The sequence below is a fragment of the Candidatus Epulonipiscium sp. genome (assembly GCA_012519205.1).
GTDB lineage: Bacteria > Bacillota > Clostridia > Lachnospirales > Defluviitaleaceae > JAAYQR01.
This window is the reverse complement of the sequence record JAAYQR010000016.1, coordinates 61700-77252: the sequence shown is the minus strand read 5'-3', so window position 1 is coordinate 77252 and position 15553 is coordinate 61700. Positions and strand designations below refer to the sequence as shown.

Sequence of the window (15553 nt, the reverse complement as noted above, 5' to 3'; positions counted from 1 at the left end):
TTTCGATTTTATAAAGAATATATATGACGATTTTCGATTTTACTTATATGCAATAGGTTCCCCTAAGAGATTAACCAAAAATAGATTTGATAAAATTATAAAAAGCAGCAATCAAGGTAATAATTGCTTCTTTTATGTTGCTAAAACCCATGGAGATAATCTTAGAATTGGATGTATTAAAGGAAATTTGTATGATTATAAAAAAAGTGTATTATGGATCAATGCTATTATGATAAATAGAAAATATTGCAGACGGGGATATGGGCTAGAATTAGTTGAAGAAATTATTAATTTTTATACTAAGGAGCATAATATCCAGTGGATTTATGTCAGTGTGGCACAGAATAATAAAATTGGAATGCAGTTTTGGGAAAAGCTTGGTTTTACAACCAATAAAATTGTATACACCAAGGATTCAAGAGCTAATACTTATGGTAATATTATTGTTTATCGTAAAAGTGCTTAACAAATTTCATAATTCTACAATATTTTTAAAAGTAATTGACAAAACCCGTAAACACTTATATAATAATATCGTAACAATTACGTAACAAAATTCTAAATGGGGGTTTACTGATGAAAATATTACGTAGAATAGCTTCTTGCGCTTTGGTTTTTGGGGTATTTTCAATTTTTGGAGTTTCTAATTCTTATGGAAAAACAATAGGCATAAGTTCACAAGACGGAATAGGTGTTTTAAATAGTTTTAGTAATGAAGAAGAAATAGTAAGCACTCTAAATAAAAAGGATAAAGTAGAAATTATCGGTCTTGAAGGTGATTATTACTTTGTATCATTGGACAACAAAATAGAAGGATATGTTAAAAAGGATTCATTACATATAGATTCAATTAGTGGAATATCCACAGGGGATAGGGTAAATATAAGAGTAAAACCCAATACAAGTTGTCAGGTTTTAGGACAAGTTAATAAGGGTGATGATTTAGTTATAACAGGCAAGTTGGGTGATTGGTATCAAGTGGTTTATAATGATAGCGAAGCTTGGATTTATGAAGAATATGTTAGAACTGCGGAGGAAGCTTTTCTTCCACAAGTAAAAGTAGAAGTGCAGGTTTCTAGTAATAAATCAGCAAATGAAATAATAGCATATGCAAAAAGGTTTATTGGAACACCTTATAGATATGCAGGAACAGATTTATCTAGAGGAGTAGATTGTTCAGGTTTTACCCAATCAGTTATGGGTAACTTTGGAATAAGCCTAAATAGAACCTCTGGGGGTCAAGGCTTAGATGGATATGCTGTTTCCAAGAAAGACTTACAGCCCGGAGACTTAGTTCTTTTTGACACTTCGGGAGTTAATAACGGTAATATTTCTCACGTTGGAATTTATATAGGAGATAATCAATTTATCCATTCAGAAAGCAGTAGGGGAGTTATTATAAGTAGCTTAGGGGAAGGTTATTATACCCGTACATATGTGAAAGCTGTCAGAGTTCTATAAAGGCAAAATGGGGTAGGATAATGGCTAAGACTTTTTATAAAAAAAGAGTGATAATATATCACTCTTTTTTAAATGCTTCATATTGTTTTTTATAGGCTAACACCTTTGGGACATAATTTTGGGTTTCATTAAAAGGTGGTATGCCATCGTATTTTTTAACATTTCCTGGACCAGAATTGTAGGCAGCTAAAGCCAATTGAGTGTTTCCATTAAACTGGATAAGCATGTCTTTAAGGAAACGAGAGCCCCCGTCAATATTTTCATCTATATCCCATGGATTTTTAACATTAAGCATATGGGCAGTAGCGGGCATTAACTGCATAAGTCCTTGTGCCCCAGCGTTGGAAAGGGCATGCGGATTAAAATTACTTTCCTGTTTAATGACGGCTTTGATTAAACTAGGACTAAGGTTGTACTTTTTACTAGCTCTTTCAATTGCCTCTTTAATCTTATCATCTATGTCTAAATCAATATCCATATTTTCCTTATTAACTTCTTTTTCTAAAACTACATTGAATAAGGTAGAATCAACAGGGGTTTTTTGTGGAAGCTTAACAGGCATACTAAAACTAGACTGGATAGAGGATAATATTTCATTGTATAAAGTTTTAGGATTAATAAAGCTCATGGGAATCCCCCTTAAACAAATATGAGTATGTATTTTTAATTATAAGTTAATGATATAAGTAACTTATAGTTATGTCAATGGTATTTTTATTCCTGTTATTTTCACTGCAATCACAGGTATCATTTATTTATCAAGCTCATAAGAATCCTTTTTAATAAATATGAGTATGTAGTTTTAATCATAAGTTAATGATATAATTAACTCATAATTAAGTCAGTATTTTTATTTTCATTGTTTTCATTGCAATTATAGTATATTAATTTAAGAAAGGATTTATCCATGGAAGAAAGAACATTAAAAACCCTTGAATATAATAAGATAATCGAAAAATTAATTCGTTATGCAGTATCCCCTATGGCAAAAGAGATTGCAGAAAACTTAAAGCCTTCTTCAAATTATCATGCAATTATTCAAATGCAAAAAGAAACTAGCGATGCAGTCAGCATGAGCATCAAAAAGGGTGGTATACCCCTAGGGGGTTTTCGGGATGTGAGAACCCCCATAAGAAGGATAAAAATAGGGGGGGTACTATCCAATTCGGAATTATTAAATATTACTGATTTACTTCATGTATGTAAAAAAGTAAAAAACTATTCCAAGGATGAGAGAAAACAAGAAGTATACGAGACCCTTGATTCTCTTTTTGATGGAATAGTAACCCTTCCTAAGATTGAGGCTGAAATATCTAGGTGCATTGTTTCTGAAGAGGAAATTTCCGATGATGCCAGTCCTACCCTTTATAACTTACGAAGAGAAATGAAATCCATGAATGAAAGGATAAAAGAAAGGCTACAAAAAACAATTCACTCCTCTTCAAATCAAGTTATGCTGCAAGATGCAGTAATAACCATGAGGGGGGATCGATATTGCGTTCCGGTAAAACAAGAATATAGGAGCAATTTCCCAGGAATTATCCATGATCAATCTTCAACGGGGGCTACCTTATTTGTAGAACCGATGGAAATTGTTCAAATGAATAACCAACTAAGAGAATTACAAGTAAAGGAAAAAGCAGAAATAGAAAAGATATTGATTCACCTAACTTCAATAGTTGAAGAAAATTTAGAAGTTATAGAAGGCAATGTGAATATCCTAACCCAATTAGACTTTACATTTTCAAAGGCAGGACTTGCCCTTGAAATGAGGGCTGTAGAGCCTAGGTTTAATCAAGAAGGCAGAATTCACATTAAAAAAGCAAGACACCCCTTACTAGATGTTAAGACAGTAGTGCCTATTGATATTTATTTAGGTGATAAATTTACTACTTTGCTCATTACGGGTCCTAATACAGGGGGAAAAACTGTATCCTTAAAAACCTTAGGACTTTTTACATTAATGGGGCAGGCAGGGCTTCATATACCTGCCTTCGACAATTCGGAATTGGCGGTATTTGATAGGGTATTTGCAGATATTGGAGATGAACAAAGTATAGAGCAAAGCCTTAGTACTTTTTCAAGCCATATGACCAATATTGTTCATATATTAAAACAAGTAACCCCCAATTCTTTAGTGCTTTTTGATGAACTAGGTGCGGGAACCGATCCCACAGAGGGGGCTGCCCTTGCCATGGCAATATTAGATTATTTATTAAAAGAAGAAATTCGCACTGCCGCTACTACCCACTATAGTGAATTAAAGGTATATGCCCTATCCACGGAGGGAATAGAAAATGCCTCTTCAGAATTTGATATAAAGACCCTTAGGCCTACTTATAAACTCCTTATAGGAATCCCAGGTAAAAGTAATGCCTTTGCTATCTCAAAAAGATTAGGACTCCAAGATTTCATTATAGATAGTGCAAATCAATTAATTACTAAGGAAGACAAAAAATTTGAAGATTTAATTATGGATTTGGAAACTAGTAAAAAGACTGCTGCTTATGAACAGGATAAGGCAGCACGATATAGAGAAGAAGCCCAGCTGCTAAAATCTCAAATGGAAAAACAAAAAGAAAAAATAGAATCCCAAAAGGAAAAATTACTCTTAGAAGCAAGACAAGAAGCAAGAAAGATTTTGCAAAAAGCAAAGGATGAGGCAGATTCAATTATTAAGGAGTTGCAAAAATCAGCAAGAGAAGCCCAGGTAGTAATAAGTCAAAAAGAAATAGAAGAAGCAAGGGGAAGCCTTAGGGAGAGTATTCAAGATATGGATGAGGGTATAATAAAAGCAGCCATCCCTAAGAAGACCTTTAAAAAGCCCCCTAAAAATCTAAAAAAAGGCGATAAAGTATTTATTTCAACCCTAAACCAGACCGGTGTGGTTGTAGAGCCACCCAATCATAATGGAGATGTAATGGTGCAGGCGGGAATTATGAAAATTAATGTTCATATATCCAATTTAGCCTTAGATGAATCCGAAAAAGGAACCATAAAGAATAAGTCTAAGGGAATAACAATTTCAGCAAAAAAAGGGAAGGCCCTCAATATCAGGGCAGAAATTGATCTTCGGGGACAGATGGCAGATGAAGCAGTCATCAATACAGATAAATATCTAGACGATGCCTGCTTATCTAGCTTGTCCCAAGTTACAATAATCCATGGTAAAGGGACGGGGGTCCTAAGGCAAGCTATCCACCAACTGCTTAAAAGACATCCCCATGTGAAGTCTTATCGATTAGGTAAATATGGAGAGGGGGAAACAGGGGTCACCATTGTTGAATTGCAATAACACTACTTGACATTAAACTATAGAGTGTGTATAATCAAAATGTAGAGTACAACACTTCATTTGAAAGTATCTTTCAACAATTCAAATGGTATATTGCATGAAGTGGTATACTTTATATATAATATAAGATAGAAATAAAATAAAAAAAGTAGGAGTGATTAAGATGGGAATTTTCAGTCGTATGTTTACTGTAATTAAATCTAATATTAACGACCTCATTGATAAAGCAGAAGACCCGGAAAAAATGCTTGACCAACTAATACTTGAGATGCAAGAACAATACACAACAGCCAAATCACAAATAGCACAAGCAATGGCAGATGAAAAGAAATTAGAAAGAGAGTATGAAGAACAAGTTAAGTTACAAGGAGAATGGGCGCAAAAAGCAGAACTAGCTGTGCAGCAACAAAGTGATGAATTAGCAGTTAAGGCCCTAAAAAGGAAAAATGAACATCAAAAATTGGCCGAGGAGTATAAAGTAAATTTAGACAGTCAGCAACAAGTGACTGAGAAACTTAAAACATCTCTGCGCGAACTTAATAATAAGATTGAAGAAGCTAAAAGAAAGAAGGACCTACTTAAGGCTAGATCAAAAAGAGCTAAAGCTCAGGAGTCAATCAATAAAACATATTCTGAAATAAACGATACCAGTGCCTTTGATACCTTTGCCCGTATGGAATCTAAAATAGAAGCCATGGAAGATAAAGTAAAAGCTAAGGAAGAATTAAATGAAGAAGTAACTGGGGATACCTTAGATAAAGAATTTGAACGGTTAGAAAAAGCTAAACAAGATTTAGACGTGATGGATGAATTAGCTGCACTTAAGTCTAAGATGGGTAAAGCAGAATAAAAAGCCCCCTACTTAAGTAGGGGTTTTTTAAGGAGGTGTGATATTGTCCCCTGAAATCAAAATATTAATTGTAGATGATGATGTACATATTGCTGAACTCATTTCCCTTTATTTAAATAAGGAAGGGTATAAAACTAAGGAGATTTACAGTGGGAAAAAAGCAGTTCATACCTTTTCTTCCTTTGCACCACATCTTGTATTACTAGATATCATGCTGCCCGAAATAGACGGTTATGATGTTTGTAAAGAAATAAGAAAAATCAGCAATATACCAATTATAATGTTGACGGCTAAGGGCGAGACTTTCGATAAGGTCCTAGGATTAGAATTAGGTGCAGATGATTATATCGTAAAACCCTTTGAACCTAAGGAATTGGTTGCTAGGGTTAAGGCAGTACTAAGACGCTTTGAGCATAAAGAAGATAATAGCACAAAAATTGTCATTCCTAATCTAACAGTTGATATAGGCAATTATTCCGTTACCTATCACGGGAAACAGATGGAATTACCCCCAAAAGAATTAGAGCTATTGTATTTTCTTGTTTCCAATCCCAATCGTGTATTTACCAGAGAACAGCTGTTAGACCGTATTTGGGGATATGATTATATGGGAGATACAAGGACTGTAGATGTTCATATAAAAAGAATAAGAGAAAAGCTAAACAATAATGAAAAATGGAGTATCAAAACCGTTTGGGGGGTTGGATATAAATTCGAAATGCAATAAAAGAAAAAGCACGAAAGTTCTGTGCTTTTTCTTTTATTATGCTAGAATTTAGTATACAATAGAGGAAATAATATTAATTATTAAAAAAACCTAAAGCATATGGAAAGTTAGGATATTGCTAAAAAGGTGTGGTAAAGTGAATGTCAATAAATTAAAAAAAATTTTAAATCAACCAGAGGGCTTTAAATTAGATTTTAAAGAAAACTTTTACCTAAATACGGATTCAGAGAAAAAAGAATTTGTGAAAGACGTCTGCGCCATTGCCAATTCCAATGGGGGAAGGGGTTATATCGTTTTTGGCGTGAGAGATAAGTCAAAGGAAATTGTGGGGGTAGATTTAAAGCCTTTTAATGAAGAAAGGATTCAACAGATTATTTGCAATCGCTGTGATCCACCGGTGCCCGTTAGGGTAGATATTATCAGGTATAAGGAAAAAGATATTGCAGTTGTTACCATATTCAAAAGCAATCAAAGACCACATCAAATAAGACAGACAGGAACTTTTTATATTAGAAGAGGTTCAACCACTGATGTAGCAAGAAGGCATGAAATAGCAAACATGCTACAAGAAAACGGTCTGGCTAGTGCTGAGCAAATAATCTGCAGAAAAATTCCCATGACCGAGCTTAATCATGAACTCCTACAAACCTATATAATAAAGGGTACAATCTTTGAAGAAAATGAAAATGTTTTATTAGAGGGATTGGGCATTATTGGAAGGGATTCCGAAAGAACAGGTTATCATCCCACGATGGGGGGACTTCTTTTATTTGGGAATCTGCCACAAAACTATCTTCCACATACAGGCATTAGGATTGAATACAATGAACAAGTATACTATATCCGGGGAAATATTTTAGAAATGCTGGATAAATGTGAAGCACTTATTTCTAATTTTTTCGAGAATACTACTTATCCAATAAAGTCAGTTTATGATGCCCTTTCTAATGCAGTTGTTCATAGGGACTATTGGGATATGTCAAGGGAAATAGTAGTTACAATAAATGATGAACAGATATCGGTATCCAACCCTGGTGCTGTTTGGAATAGGGGTAGCCTTAAAAAAATAATGCAAGACCAAAATCCTCCAAGGAGAAATCCTTGGCTCTATCAGAGATTACTCCTTATGGATAAAAGAGAAAGATTTTTAAAATATGGTTTGGGAATGGCAAGAATTAAAAAGCCATTTTTAAATATAGGACAGGTAAGGATTTTTAACTTTCCTAATAAAAATTTATTTAAGATTACACTCCCGGGAATTAAGTATTTTTAATTTCTATGGGCTTCATTTGGTTTGATATAATACTAAATATAAAAGGTTTTAAAGATTATGTATAAAGTGGAGGGTGTATATGAAACTACAGAAAGTAAAAGATATCCTCGATGCGGAATTATTAGTAGGGGAGGAGAATTTGAACCGTGAAGTGTTTTTGGCCTGCGGTTCTGATTTGATGAGTGATGTTTTAGCCTTTGTAAAGGATAAGGTACTACTCCTTACAGGCCTTGTGAATCCACAGGTAGTTAGGACAGCAGAAATGATGGATATAAAGGCTATTGTTTTTGTACGGGGGAAAAGACCAGGTGAGGAGGTCCTAGAGCTAGCGCGTGCAAAGAATATGGTTATTTTAACTACAAAATACCCGCTCTACATTTCATGCGGATTATTATTTAGTAATGGTTTAACCGGCAGAGAATCAAAACAGGAGGGAAGGTATGAAGCTTAGATTCGAAGTGGATGGAGATGAGTTTATTTTAGCAGGGGAAGCATCGAGTCAAGTTAAAAGGGTACTAAAACAGTTGGGGGTATCATCTGAAATCATTCGAAAAATTGCGATTGCAATGTATGAGGCTGAAATAAATATGGTGATTCATGCCAATGGCGGTGAAATAGAGGTAGAGATTACACCAAAAAGGGTATACATAATTTTAAAAGATAAAGGCCCGGGAATTCCAGATATTAATTTAGCAATGCAGGAGGGATATTCTACTGCCAACGAAAAAGTAAGAGAGTTAGGATTTGGGGCAGGGATGGGTCTGCCCAATATGAAAAAATACAGTGATGGCTTAAACATAACATCAGAAATTGGAAAAGGGACTACGGTAGAAATTACGGTATACATTTAAGAGAGATGGTGATTAAATGTCTGAGTATTTGCATTCTGTAACCTTACAAGAAGATAAATGCATTGGGTGTACAGATTGTATTAAACGGTGTCCAACTGAAGCCATAAGAGTTAGAAATGGAAAAGCAGAGATTATTGATGAAAGATGTATAGACTGTGGTCTTTGTATTAAAGTATGTAGGAATCATGCCAAAAGAGCCATAACCGATAGCTTAGATAGTTTGGCAGAGTATAAGTATAAAGTAGCAATCCCTGCTCCTACTTTATATGCCCAATTTAAAGATGTTTTAGATGTAAATGCAATTTTAACAGGATTAAAAATCCTAGGATTCGATGAAGTATTTGAGGTTTCAAAAGCTGCAGAAATTGTAACTGAAGAATCTAAAAAAATGTTAAAGACAACTCAGGTTAAGAGACCGATAATATCCTCAGCATGTCCCGTAATAGTGAGATTAATTCAAATAAGATTCCCAGAATTAATAGATCATATTCTTCCTATTATGTCCCCTATGGAAGTAGCTGCAAGAATAGTTAAAAACAACTTGGTAAACAAAGGTATGAAAGAAGAAGACATAGGTGTGTTCTTTATTAGTCCTTGTGCTGCGAAAGCCACAAATGTAAGAAATCCCATAGGATTTGAAAAATCATTTGTAGATAGGGTAGTTTCTATAAGAGAAGTATATAAGAAACTTATATCGATTTTAAGGAGACTAGATGATGTTCAAATAATAAGACATAGTTCTAGGGAAGGGATTAGATGGGCAGTATCAGGAGGAGAAGGAAAAGGTTTAGGAATTGATAATTATATTGCCGTGGATGGAATAGAAAATGTAAATAGGATTTTAGAAAAGGTGGAAAATGGGAAACTCCAAGATGTAGAATTTATAGAAGGTCTAGCTTGTACAGGGGGATGCCTCGGGGGACCCTTGACCGTAGAAAATAGTTTTGTAGCCAAAAATCATTTAAAAAAGGTTTTAAACTATACTATGGAGCACACAGAAGACACCAATATAATGGAAACTGAATTTAATGATGACTTAACATGGAGTAAAGAAGTAATCTCTAAACCTGTTATGACTTTGGATAAAGATATGAATGAAGCAATTAAAAAAATGGAGGAGTTAGAAAGAATATACGATGAACTTCCACAAATAGACTGCGGTTCTTGTGGAGCCCCTACTTGTCGGGCTTTAGCAGAGGATATAGTTCAAAACAATGCTAATATAGAAGACTGCGTTTTTATGTTAAGAAGAAAAGTAAGAGAGATGGCAGAAGACATGGTAGCTCTTTCCCAAAAACTACCGCCAGCTTTCGGGAAAAAGGAACATTAGGGGGGAGAAAATGAAAGTAAAAGATATAATGGAAAAACTAGAATTATTTATGGTGGCAGGAGCTAGTGGGGTGGATAAGGAAGTTACAACAGGCTATACGGGGGATCTTTTAAGCTGGGTTATAGCAAATGCAAAACCAGGAGCAGTATGGGTAACGATTCAAAGCCACGTTAATATTATAGCAATAGCCTCTTTACTTAACTTATCTTGCATTATAGTATCGGAAGGAGCTCATATAGATAAGGATACTGTTACAAGAGCTAACGAAGAGGGAATTACTGTTTTTTCCACGGAGATGAACTCTTATACCACCATTAAAAAACTTATCGAAATAGGGATAGAGTAAAGAAGGAAAACTATGAAATATGCTTATGATTTACATATTCACACTGCACTTTCACCCTGTGGGGACAAAAACATGACTCCAAATAATATTGTCAACATGTCACTTTTAAAAGAGCTAGATATCATTGCTATTACTGATCATAATTCCTGTGAAAATGCGGAGACGGTGATGAGGGTGGCCAAGGGCAGCCACCTTATGGTGCTTCCCGGAATGGAAATTGAAACCTCGGAGGAAGTACATATGGTTTGTTTGTTCCCTGATATGGATGCAGCAAATAAAATGCAAGAAATAGTCTACAACAGTCTTCCGCCTCTAAAGAATAGGGCTGATATTTTTGGAAACCAATTTATTCTAGATGAAAATGACGATATCATTAGGGAAAATGACAGATTGCTCCTAACAGCTACAACTTTAAATATTTATGAAGTAGTGAGCTTTGTAAAGAAGCTAAAAGGGGTAACCTACCCTGCACACATCGATAGAAATTCATACAGTATTGTATCCAATTTGGGTTGGATTCCTAAAGATTTAGAGATAGGAGCCATAGAAATCTCTCGAAATGCTGATTCTGACAAAATAATATCAAAATACAATGAATTAAAAGTAATTAAGTCCTCTGATGCCCATTATTTGGAGGATATATTTGAAAGAGAGCAATATTTAGAACTGCCGATAAAATCTATTCCAGAGCTTATCAAATTATTAAGTTAAATAATAAAAAAACCATGAAGATTTATGTCATAATCTTGACATTAAAGATGAAAGTATGATAATTTGATATCATACTGTATACATTAAACTTTTACCATGAAAATCACTTCGATTTTAAAGAAATTCGAAGTTTGATTATAATATTTTATTATTTTAGAAGGGGGAAGAAAGATGTCTGATTGTGCAAGTTGTACAAATAAATTGGCTGAACACGGTTTTCGTGAACTAGAACAATTTATCAATGATTTAAATGAAAAAAATGGAGCATTAATTTCTGTATTACATAGGGCTCAGGGGATTTTTGGATATCTTCCAAAAGAAGTACAGCAGTTTGTTGCAAAGAAGTTGGATATTCCGGTATCTAAGGTATATGGTATTGTTAGTTTTTATTCATTTTTTACCATGGTTCCTAAAGGAAAGCATCCTATTTCTGTTTGCATGGGAACAGCGTGTTATGTCCGCGGTGCAGAGAAGGTATTAAATGAGTTTAAAAGAGTACTAGAAATTGAAGTAGGTGAAACAACTCCTGATGGTAATTTTTCCCTAGATGCTTTGCGCTGTGTTGGCGCTTGCGGATTAGCCCCTGTTGTTCTAGTAGGGGATAAAGTGTATGGTCGTGTTACTACCAATCAAGTAAAATCAATTCTAAAAGAATATGAATAATGAAAATTGGGAGGGTAAAAAATGGCTAAAATTAAATCTTTAGATGAATTAAAAAGCCTAAGAGAGCAATACAAATCAAAAGTAAACCTAAGGGAAAAAGGCGACAAAATTGAAAAAATGATTCAAGTTCGTGTGGCAATGGCAACTTGCGGAATTGCGTCAGGAGCTAGGGACGTTATGAATACGTTCATAGAAGAAATAGATACTCAAAAATTAGAAAATGTGATTGTATCACAAACAGGTTGCATGGGATATTGCTATGCCGAGCCTACTGTAGAGGTAACGATTCCTGAAAAAGAGCCTGTTGTTTTTGGGGATGTAACAAAACAAAGAGCTAAAGAAATAGTAGAAAAGTATATAAAGCAGGGCGAACTATTGGACGGCATTATACCTGTCACTCATAAAACAGTGGATGAGTAATTTAAAAGGAGGCTTTCGTAATGTCCAAATATAAAATGCATGTATTGGTGTGTGGAGGAACAGGATGCGTATCTTCGAACTCTATCCAAATTGTAGAGAATATTAAAAGTCATTTAAAAGAAAATGGAATGGAAGATGAAGTTCAAGTACTAAAAACAGGATGTTTTGGTTTTTGCGAAAAAGGACCAATTGTTAAGATTCTTCCGGATAATACTTTTTATATACAGGTTAGACCAGAGGATGCTGAAGTTATTGTAAAGGAACATTTGATTAAAGGTAGAAAAGTAGAAAAGCTATTATATAAGGAACCCACTTCTAATAAATCAATTGAAGATTCCAAGCATATGGATTTCTACAAAAAACAAATGCGAGTAGCTCTTAGAAACTGCGGTTTTATCGATCCGGACAATATTGATGAATACATAGCAAGAGAAGGTTATCAGGCTTTAGGTAAGGCATTGACAGAAATGAACCCTGAAGGGGTAATAGATGAAATGAAGAAATCAGGACTTAGGGGCCGTGGGGGCGGTGGTTTCCCAACAGGACTGAAATGGGAGTTTACTAACAAGAATAAGGCAGACCAAAAATATGTTGTTTGTAATGCAGATGAAGGGGATCCGGGAGCATTTATGGACCGTTCCATTCTAGAAGGAGACCCCCATTCTATTGTTGAGGCTATGGCGGTATGTGGATATGCCATTGGTGCAACTAAAGGTTTAGTGTATATTCGTGCGGAATATCCTTTGGCTGTAAAACGTCTTATGAAAGCTATTGAGTCAGCTAGAGAATATGGACTATTAGGAACTGATATTTTAGGCTCCGGTTTTAACTTTGATATTGAAATAAAGTATGGGGCAGGGGCTTTCGTATGCGGTGAAGAAACTGCACTTATCCATTCAATGGAAGGTGAGAGGGGAGAACCAACTACCAAGCCACCTTTCCCCGCAGAATCCGGTTATTGGGGAAAACCAACCAATGTTAACAATGTAGAAACCTTTGCCAATGTTCCTGTTATCCTTTTAAAAGGAGCCGATTGGTTTAAGAGCATAGGTACGGAAAAATCTAGGGGAACCAAGGTATTTGCCCTAGCAGGAAAAATTAATAATGTAGGACTTATTGAAGTTCCTATGGGAACTACCTTAAGGGAAGTTATATTTGATATCGGTGGAGGAATAAAAGACGGTAAAAAGTTCAAGGCGGTACAAACCGGTGGACCCTCTGGAGGCTGCTTAACTGAAAAAGATTTAGATACACCAATTGATTTTGATAACCTCCTTGCCAAAGGCTCCATGATGGGCTCTGGTGGTATGATAGTTATGGATGAAGATGACTGTATGCCTAGTGTGGCAAAATTCTACTTAGAATTTACAGAGGAAGAATCCTGTGGTAAATGTACACCTTGTAGAATTGGAACAAAGCGTTTATCCGAATTGCTAGATAAAGTAACTAAAGGCAAGGCAACCATGGAAGACCTTGAGATTTTAAAAACCTTAGGTCAGACTATTAAAGACACAGCTCTATGTGGACTTGGTCAAACAGCACCAAACCCAATATTATCAACTATAGAAATCTTCTGGGATGAGTATGTAGCCCATGTAAAAGACCATACATGTCCTGCAGGACAATGTACTGCTCTTCTTAAATATATTATTAACGAAGAAAAATGTATTGGATGTACTGCTTGTTCAAGAGTATGTCCTGTGAATGCAATTTCAGGTAAGGTAAAATCGGCCCATGTAATTGATCAAGATAAATGTATCAAATGTGGAGCTTGCTATGATAAATGTAAGTTTGAGGCCATTGTTAGGAAATAAGAAAAAAGGAGTGTAAAACCAATGTCATATGTAAAGGTTACAATTGATGGAAAACAAGTTGAAATTCCCACTGGGAGTACGGTTTTACAAGCAGCACAGAAAGTAGGAATCCATATTCCTACATTATGCCATCTAGATTTACATGATATAAAAATGGTAAACAAATCAGCATCCTGTAGAATATGTGTTGTTGAAGTAGAAGGTAGAAGAAATCTAGCACCTGCTTGTGCAACCCCTGTTTTTGATGGTATGGAGGTAAAGACCAATACAATTCGTGTACTTAATGCTAGAAGAGTTGTATTAGAATTATTATTATCTGACCATCCGAAAGATTGTCTCATTTGCCCGAAATCTGGCGACTGCGAGCTTCAGGATTTAGCAGAAAAGTTCGGACTTAGGGAAGTGCGATTTAAAGATGCTGCACAATCAACCTATAGAAAAGACTATTCTAGAACAATTATCCGTGATATGGATAAGTGTATTATGTGTAGAAGATGTGAAACCATGTGTAATGAGGTTCAGACTGTAGGGGCATTATCAGGAATCAATAGAGGCTTTGATGCAGTCGTGGCCCCTGCTTTTGAGGTTAATTTAGAAGATTCTGTATGTACCCATTGTGGGCAATGTGTTGCGGTATGCCCTGTAGGAGCTCTCAGTGAAAAAGATCATACATGGTCGGTTGTAGAAGAACTCGCTAATCCCGATAAGGTAGTAGTAGTGCAAACAGCACCGGCTGTTAGAGCTGCCCTAGGAGAAGAATTTGGACTTGAGCCTGGTACCTTAGTTACAGGTAAAATGGTTGCAGCCCTTAAACAATTAGGATTTGACTATGTTTTTGACACTGATTTTGCAGCGGATTTAACAATTATGGAAGAAGGAACTGAGCTTCTAGACCGTTTAAAGAGATTTTTAGATGGGGATAAGAGTGTTAAATTACCTATTCTTACTTCTTGTTGTCCGGGATGGGTAAACTTTATTGAAAGCCAATTCCAAGACTTATTGGATATACCCTCAACTGCAAAATCTCCACAGCAAATGTTTGGTTCTATCGCAAAGTCTTATTATGCTGAAAAATTGGGAATTCCTAGAGAAAAAATGGTAGTTGTTTCGATTATGCCATGCCTTGCAAAAAAATACGAAGCTTCTAGGGAAGAGTTTTCAGTGGACGGAAAACCCGATGTAGATATTTCTATTTCTACAAGGGAATTGGCGCATCTAATTAAAAAGGCAAACATTGAGTTTAATGATCTTATAGATGCAGATTTCGATAAGCCCCTAGGGGAATCTACCGGTGCCGGTGTAATATTTGGTGCAACCGGTGGGGTTATTGAGGCGGCAACTAGAACAGCTTATGAAATATTTACAGGCAAGACCCTCGAAAAAGTTGATTTTGAACAATTAAGAGGGATGGAAGGAGTTAGGGTTGCAACTGTTAAGATGGGAGATTTAGACCTTAATATAGGTATCGCCCATGGCCTAGGAAATGCTAGAAATCTTCTTGAAGAAATAAAAGCAGGAAATCCTAGAAATCTTCATGCTATAGAAATTATGGCATGTCCCGGAGGATGTATTGGTGGTGGCGGACAGCCATTCCATCATGGTAATATTGAAATCCTCAAAAAACGTGCAGAGGCAATTTACCGTGAGGATGCAGGAAAGCCAATCAGAAAATCCCATGAAAATTCTGCAATTAAAGAATTGTATGAGACATATTTAGGTCATCCTATGAGTGAAAAGGCCCATAAATTGCTTCATACAAAATACACACCCCAAGATAGGGTATAATATTAATTTAAAACTTCCGTCATTTTG

General features: G+C 35.5%; 16 protein-coding genes. 15 read left to right on the top strand and 1 reads right to left on the bottom strand.

Going from position 1 to position 15553, the window contains the following annotated elements; translation table 11 throughout:
- Together GX308_05215 and GX308_05210 are read left to right on the top strand one after the other, a co-directional pair.
- On the top strand, nucleotides 1-466 hold a 466-nt coding region (locus tag GX308_05215), incomplete at its 5' end, for a GNAT family N-acetyltransferase (GenBank protein ID NLK21475.1).
- Nucleotides 467-576: 110 nt separating this feature from the next.
- Complete coding sequence (locus GX308_05210) at nucleotides 577-1461, top strand: SH3 domain-containing protein (protein NLK21474.1); 885 nt, start codon at nucleotides 577-579, stop codon at nucleotides 1459-1461.
- 58 nt (nucleotides 1462-1519) lie between these two features.
- Here GX308_05210 and GX308_05205 read toward each other — a convergent pair whose 3' ends face one another.
- Nucleotides 1520-2089, bottom strand: coding sequence for a lytic transglycosylase domain-containing protein (locus GX308_05205; protein ID NLK21473.1), 570 nt, complete (start codon nucleotides 2087-2089; stop codon nucleotides 1520-1522).
- A gap of 279 nt (nucleotides 2090-2368) precedes the next feature.
- On the opposite strand from GX308_05205, the gene GX308_05200 reads away from it, so the two are divergent.
- From GX308_05200 to GX308_05140, 13 genes are all read left to right on the top strand, one after another.
- Nucleotides 2369-4756 carry an endonuclease MutS2 gene (locus GX308_05200; GenBank protein NLK21472.1) on the top strand — a complete coding sequence of 796 codons (2388 nt, stop codon included), beginning with the start codon at nucleotides 2369-2371 and terminating at the stop codon, nucleotides 4754-4756.
- Nucleotides 4757-4919: 163 nt separating this feature from the next.
- Entirely contained in the window at nucleotides 4920-5606 is a 687-nt protein-coding gene (locus tag GX308_05195; protein ID NLK21471.1) for a PspA/IM30 family protein, read from the top strand.
- A gap of 43 nt (nucleotides 5607-5649) precedes the next feature.
- Entirely contained in the window at nucleotides 5650-6333 is a 684-nt protein-coding gene (locus tag GX308_05190; GenBank protein NLK21470.1) for a response regulator transcription factor, read from the top strand.
- Between the two features lie 136 nt (nucleotides 6334-6469).
- Nucleotides 6470-7606, top strand: coding sequence for a transcriptional regulator (locus tag GX308_05185; protein NLK21469.1), 1137 nt, complete (start codon nucleotides 6470-6472; stop codon nucleotides 7604-7606).
- Nucleotides 7607-7685: 79 nt separating this feature from the next.
- Nucleotides 7686-8057 carry a hypothetical protein gene (locus tag GX308_05180; protein NLK21468.1) on the top strand — a complete coding sequence of 124 codons (372 nt, stop codon included), beginning with the start codon at nucleotides 7686-7688 and terminating at the stop codon, nucleotides 8055-8057.
- The gene (locus GX308_05175) at nucleotides 8047-8457 is read left to right on the top strand and encodes an anti-sigma regulatory factor (GenBank protein ID NLK21467.1); all 411 of its coding nucleotides are present in this window, start codon (nucleotides 8047-8049) and stop codon (nucleotides 8455-8457) included. Before GX308_05180 ends, GX308_05175 begins: the two co-directional genes overlap by 11 nt.
- Before the next feature lie 16 nt (nucleotides 8458-8473).
- Nucleotides 8474-9787: a 4Fe-4S binding protein gene (locus GX308_05170; GenBank protein ID NLK21466.1), complete on the top strand. Its 1314-nt coding sequence runs from the start codon at nucleotides 8474-8476 to the stop codon at nucleotides 9785-9787.
- A 10-nt stretch (nucleotides 9788-9797) separates the two neighbouring features.
- Nucleotides 9798-10133, top strand: a complete 336-nt coding sequence (locus GX308_05165; protein ID NLK21465.1) for an AraC family transcriptional regulator — start codon at nucleotides 9798-9800, stop codon at nucleotides 10131-10133.
- A 12-nt stretch (nucleotides 10134-10145) separates the two neighbouring features.
- Nucleotides 10146-10844, top strand: coding sequence for a PHP domain-containing protein (locus tag GX308_05160; GenBank protein ID NLK21464.1), 699 nt, complete (start codon nucleotides 10146-10148; stop codon nucleotides 10842-10844).
- A 171-nt stretch (nucleotides 10845-11015) separates the two neighbouring features.
- Nucleotides 11016-11507, top strand: a complete 492-nt coding sequence (locus GX308_05155) for an NAD(P)H-dependent oxidoreductase subunit E (protein NLK21463.1) — start codon at nucleotides 11016-11018, stop codon at nucleotides 11505-11507.
- A gap of 21 nt (nucleotides 11508-11528) precedes the next feature.
- Complete coding sequence (locus GX308_05150; protein NLK21462.1) at nucleotides 11529-11927, top strand: (2Fe-2S) ferredoxin domain-containing protein; 399 nt, start codon at nucleotides 11529-11531, stop codon at nucleotides 11925-11927.
- A 20-nt stretch (nucleotides 11928-11947) separates the two neighbouring features.
- Nucleotides 11948-13741 carry an NADH-quinone oxidoreductase subunit NuoF gene (gene nuoF, locus GX308_05145; GenBank protein ID NLK21461.1) on the top strand — a complete coding sequence of 598 codons (1794 nt, stop codon included), beginning with the start codon at nucleotides 11948-11950 and terminating at the stop codon, nucleotides 13739-13741.
- A 21-nt stretch (nucleotides 13742-13762) separates the two neighbouring features.
- The gene (locus GX308_05140; GenBank protein ID NLK21460.1) at nucleotides 13763-15526 is read left to right on the top strand and encodes a 4Fe-4S dicluster domain-containing protein; all 1764 of its coding nucleotides are present in this window, start codon (nucleotides 13763-13765) and stop codon (nucleotides 15524-15526) included.
- The last annotated feature ends 27 nt before the right edge of the window (nucleotides 15527-15553 follow it).

Excerpts from the sequence above, each read along its gene's own strand:
- GX308_05210 (NLK21474.1), top strand. The coding sequence starts at position 577 with ATGAAAATATTACGTAGAATAGCTTCTTGCGCTTTGGTTTTTGGGGTA.
- GX308_05205 (NLK21473.1), bottom strand. The coding sequence starts at position 2,089 with ATGAGCTTTATTAATCCTAAAACTTTATACAATGAAATATTATCCTCT.
- GX308_05200 (NLK21472.1), top strand. The coding sequence starts at position 2,369 with ATGGAAGAAAGAACATTAAAAACCCTTGAATATAATAAGATAATCGAA.
- GX308_05195 (NLK21471.1), top strand. The coding sequence starts at position 4,920 with ATGGGAATTTTCAGTCGTATGTTTACTGTAATTAAATCTAATATTAAC.
- GX308_05180 (NLK21468.1), top strand. The coding sequence starts at position 7,686 with ATGAAACTACAGAAAGTAAAAGATATCCTCGATGCGGAATTATTAGTA.
- GX308_05175 (NLK21467.1), top strand. The coding sequence starts at position 8,047 with ATGAAGCTTAGATTCGAAGTGGATGGAGATGAGTTTATTTTAGCAGGG.
- GX308_05170 (NLK21466.1), top strand. The coding sequence starts at position 8,474 with ATGTCTGAGTATTTGCATTCTGTAACCTTACAAGAAGATAAATGCATT.
- GX308_05165 (NLK21465.1), top strand. The coding sequence starts at position 9,798 with ATGAAAGTAAAAGATATAATGGAAAAACTAGAATTATTTATGGTGGCA.
- GX308_05160 (NLK21464.1), top strand. The coding sequence starts at position 10,146 with ATGAAATATGCTTATGATTTACATATTCACACTGCACTTTCACCCTGT.
- GX308_05155 (NLK21463.1), top strand. The coding sequence starts at position 11,016 with ATGTCTGATTGTGCAAGTTGTACAAATAAATTGGCTGAACACGGTTTT.
- GX308_05150 (NLK21462.1), top strand. The coding sequence starts at position 11,529 with ATGGCTAAAATTAAATCTTTAGATGAATTAAAAAGCCTAAGAGAGCAA.
- nuoF (NLK21461.1), top strand. The coding sequence starts at position 11,948 with ATGTCCAAATATAAAATGCATGTATTGGTGTGTGGAGGAACAGGATGC.
- GX308_05140 (NLK21460.1), top strand. The coding sequence starts at position 13,763 with ATGTCATATGTAAAGGTTACAATTGATGGAAAACAAGTTGAAATTCCC.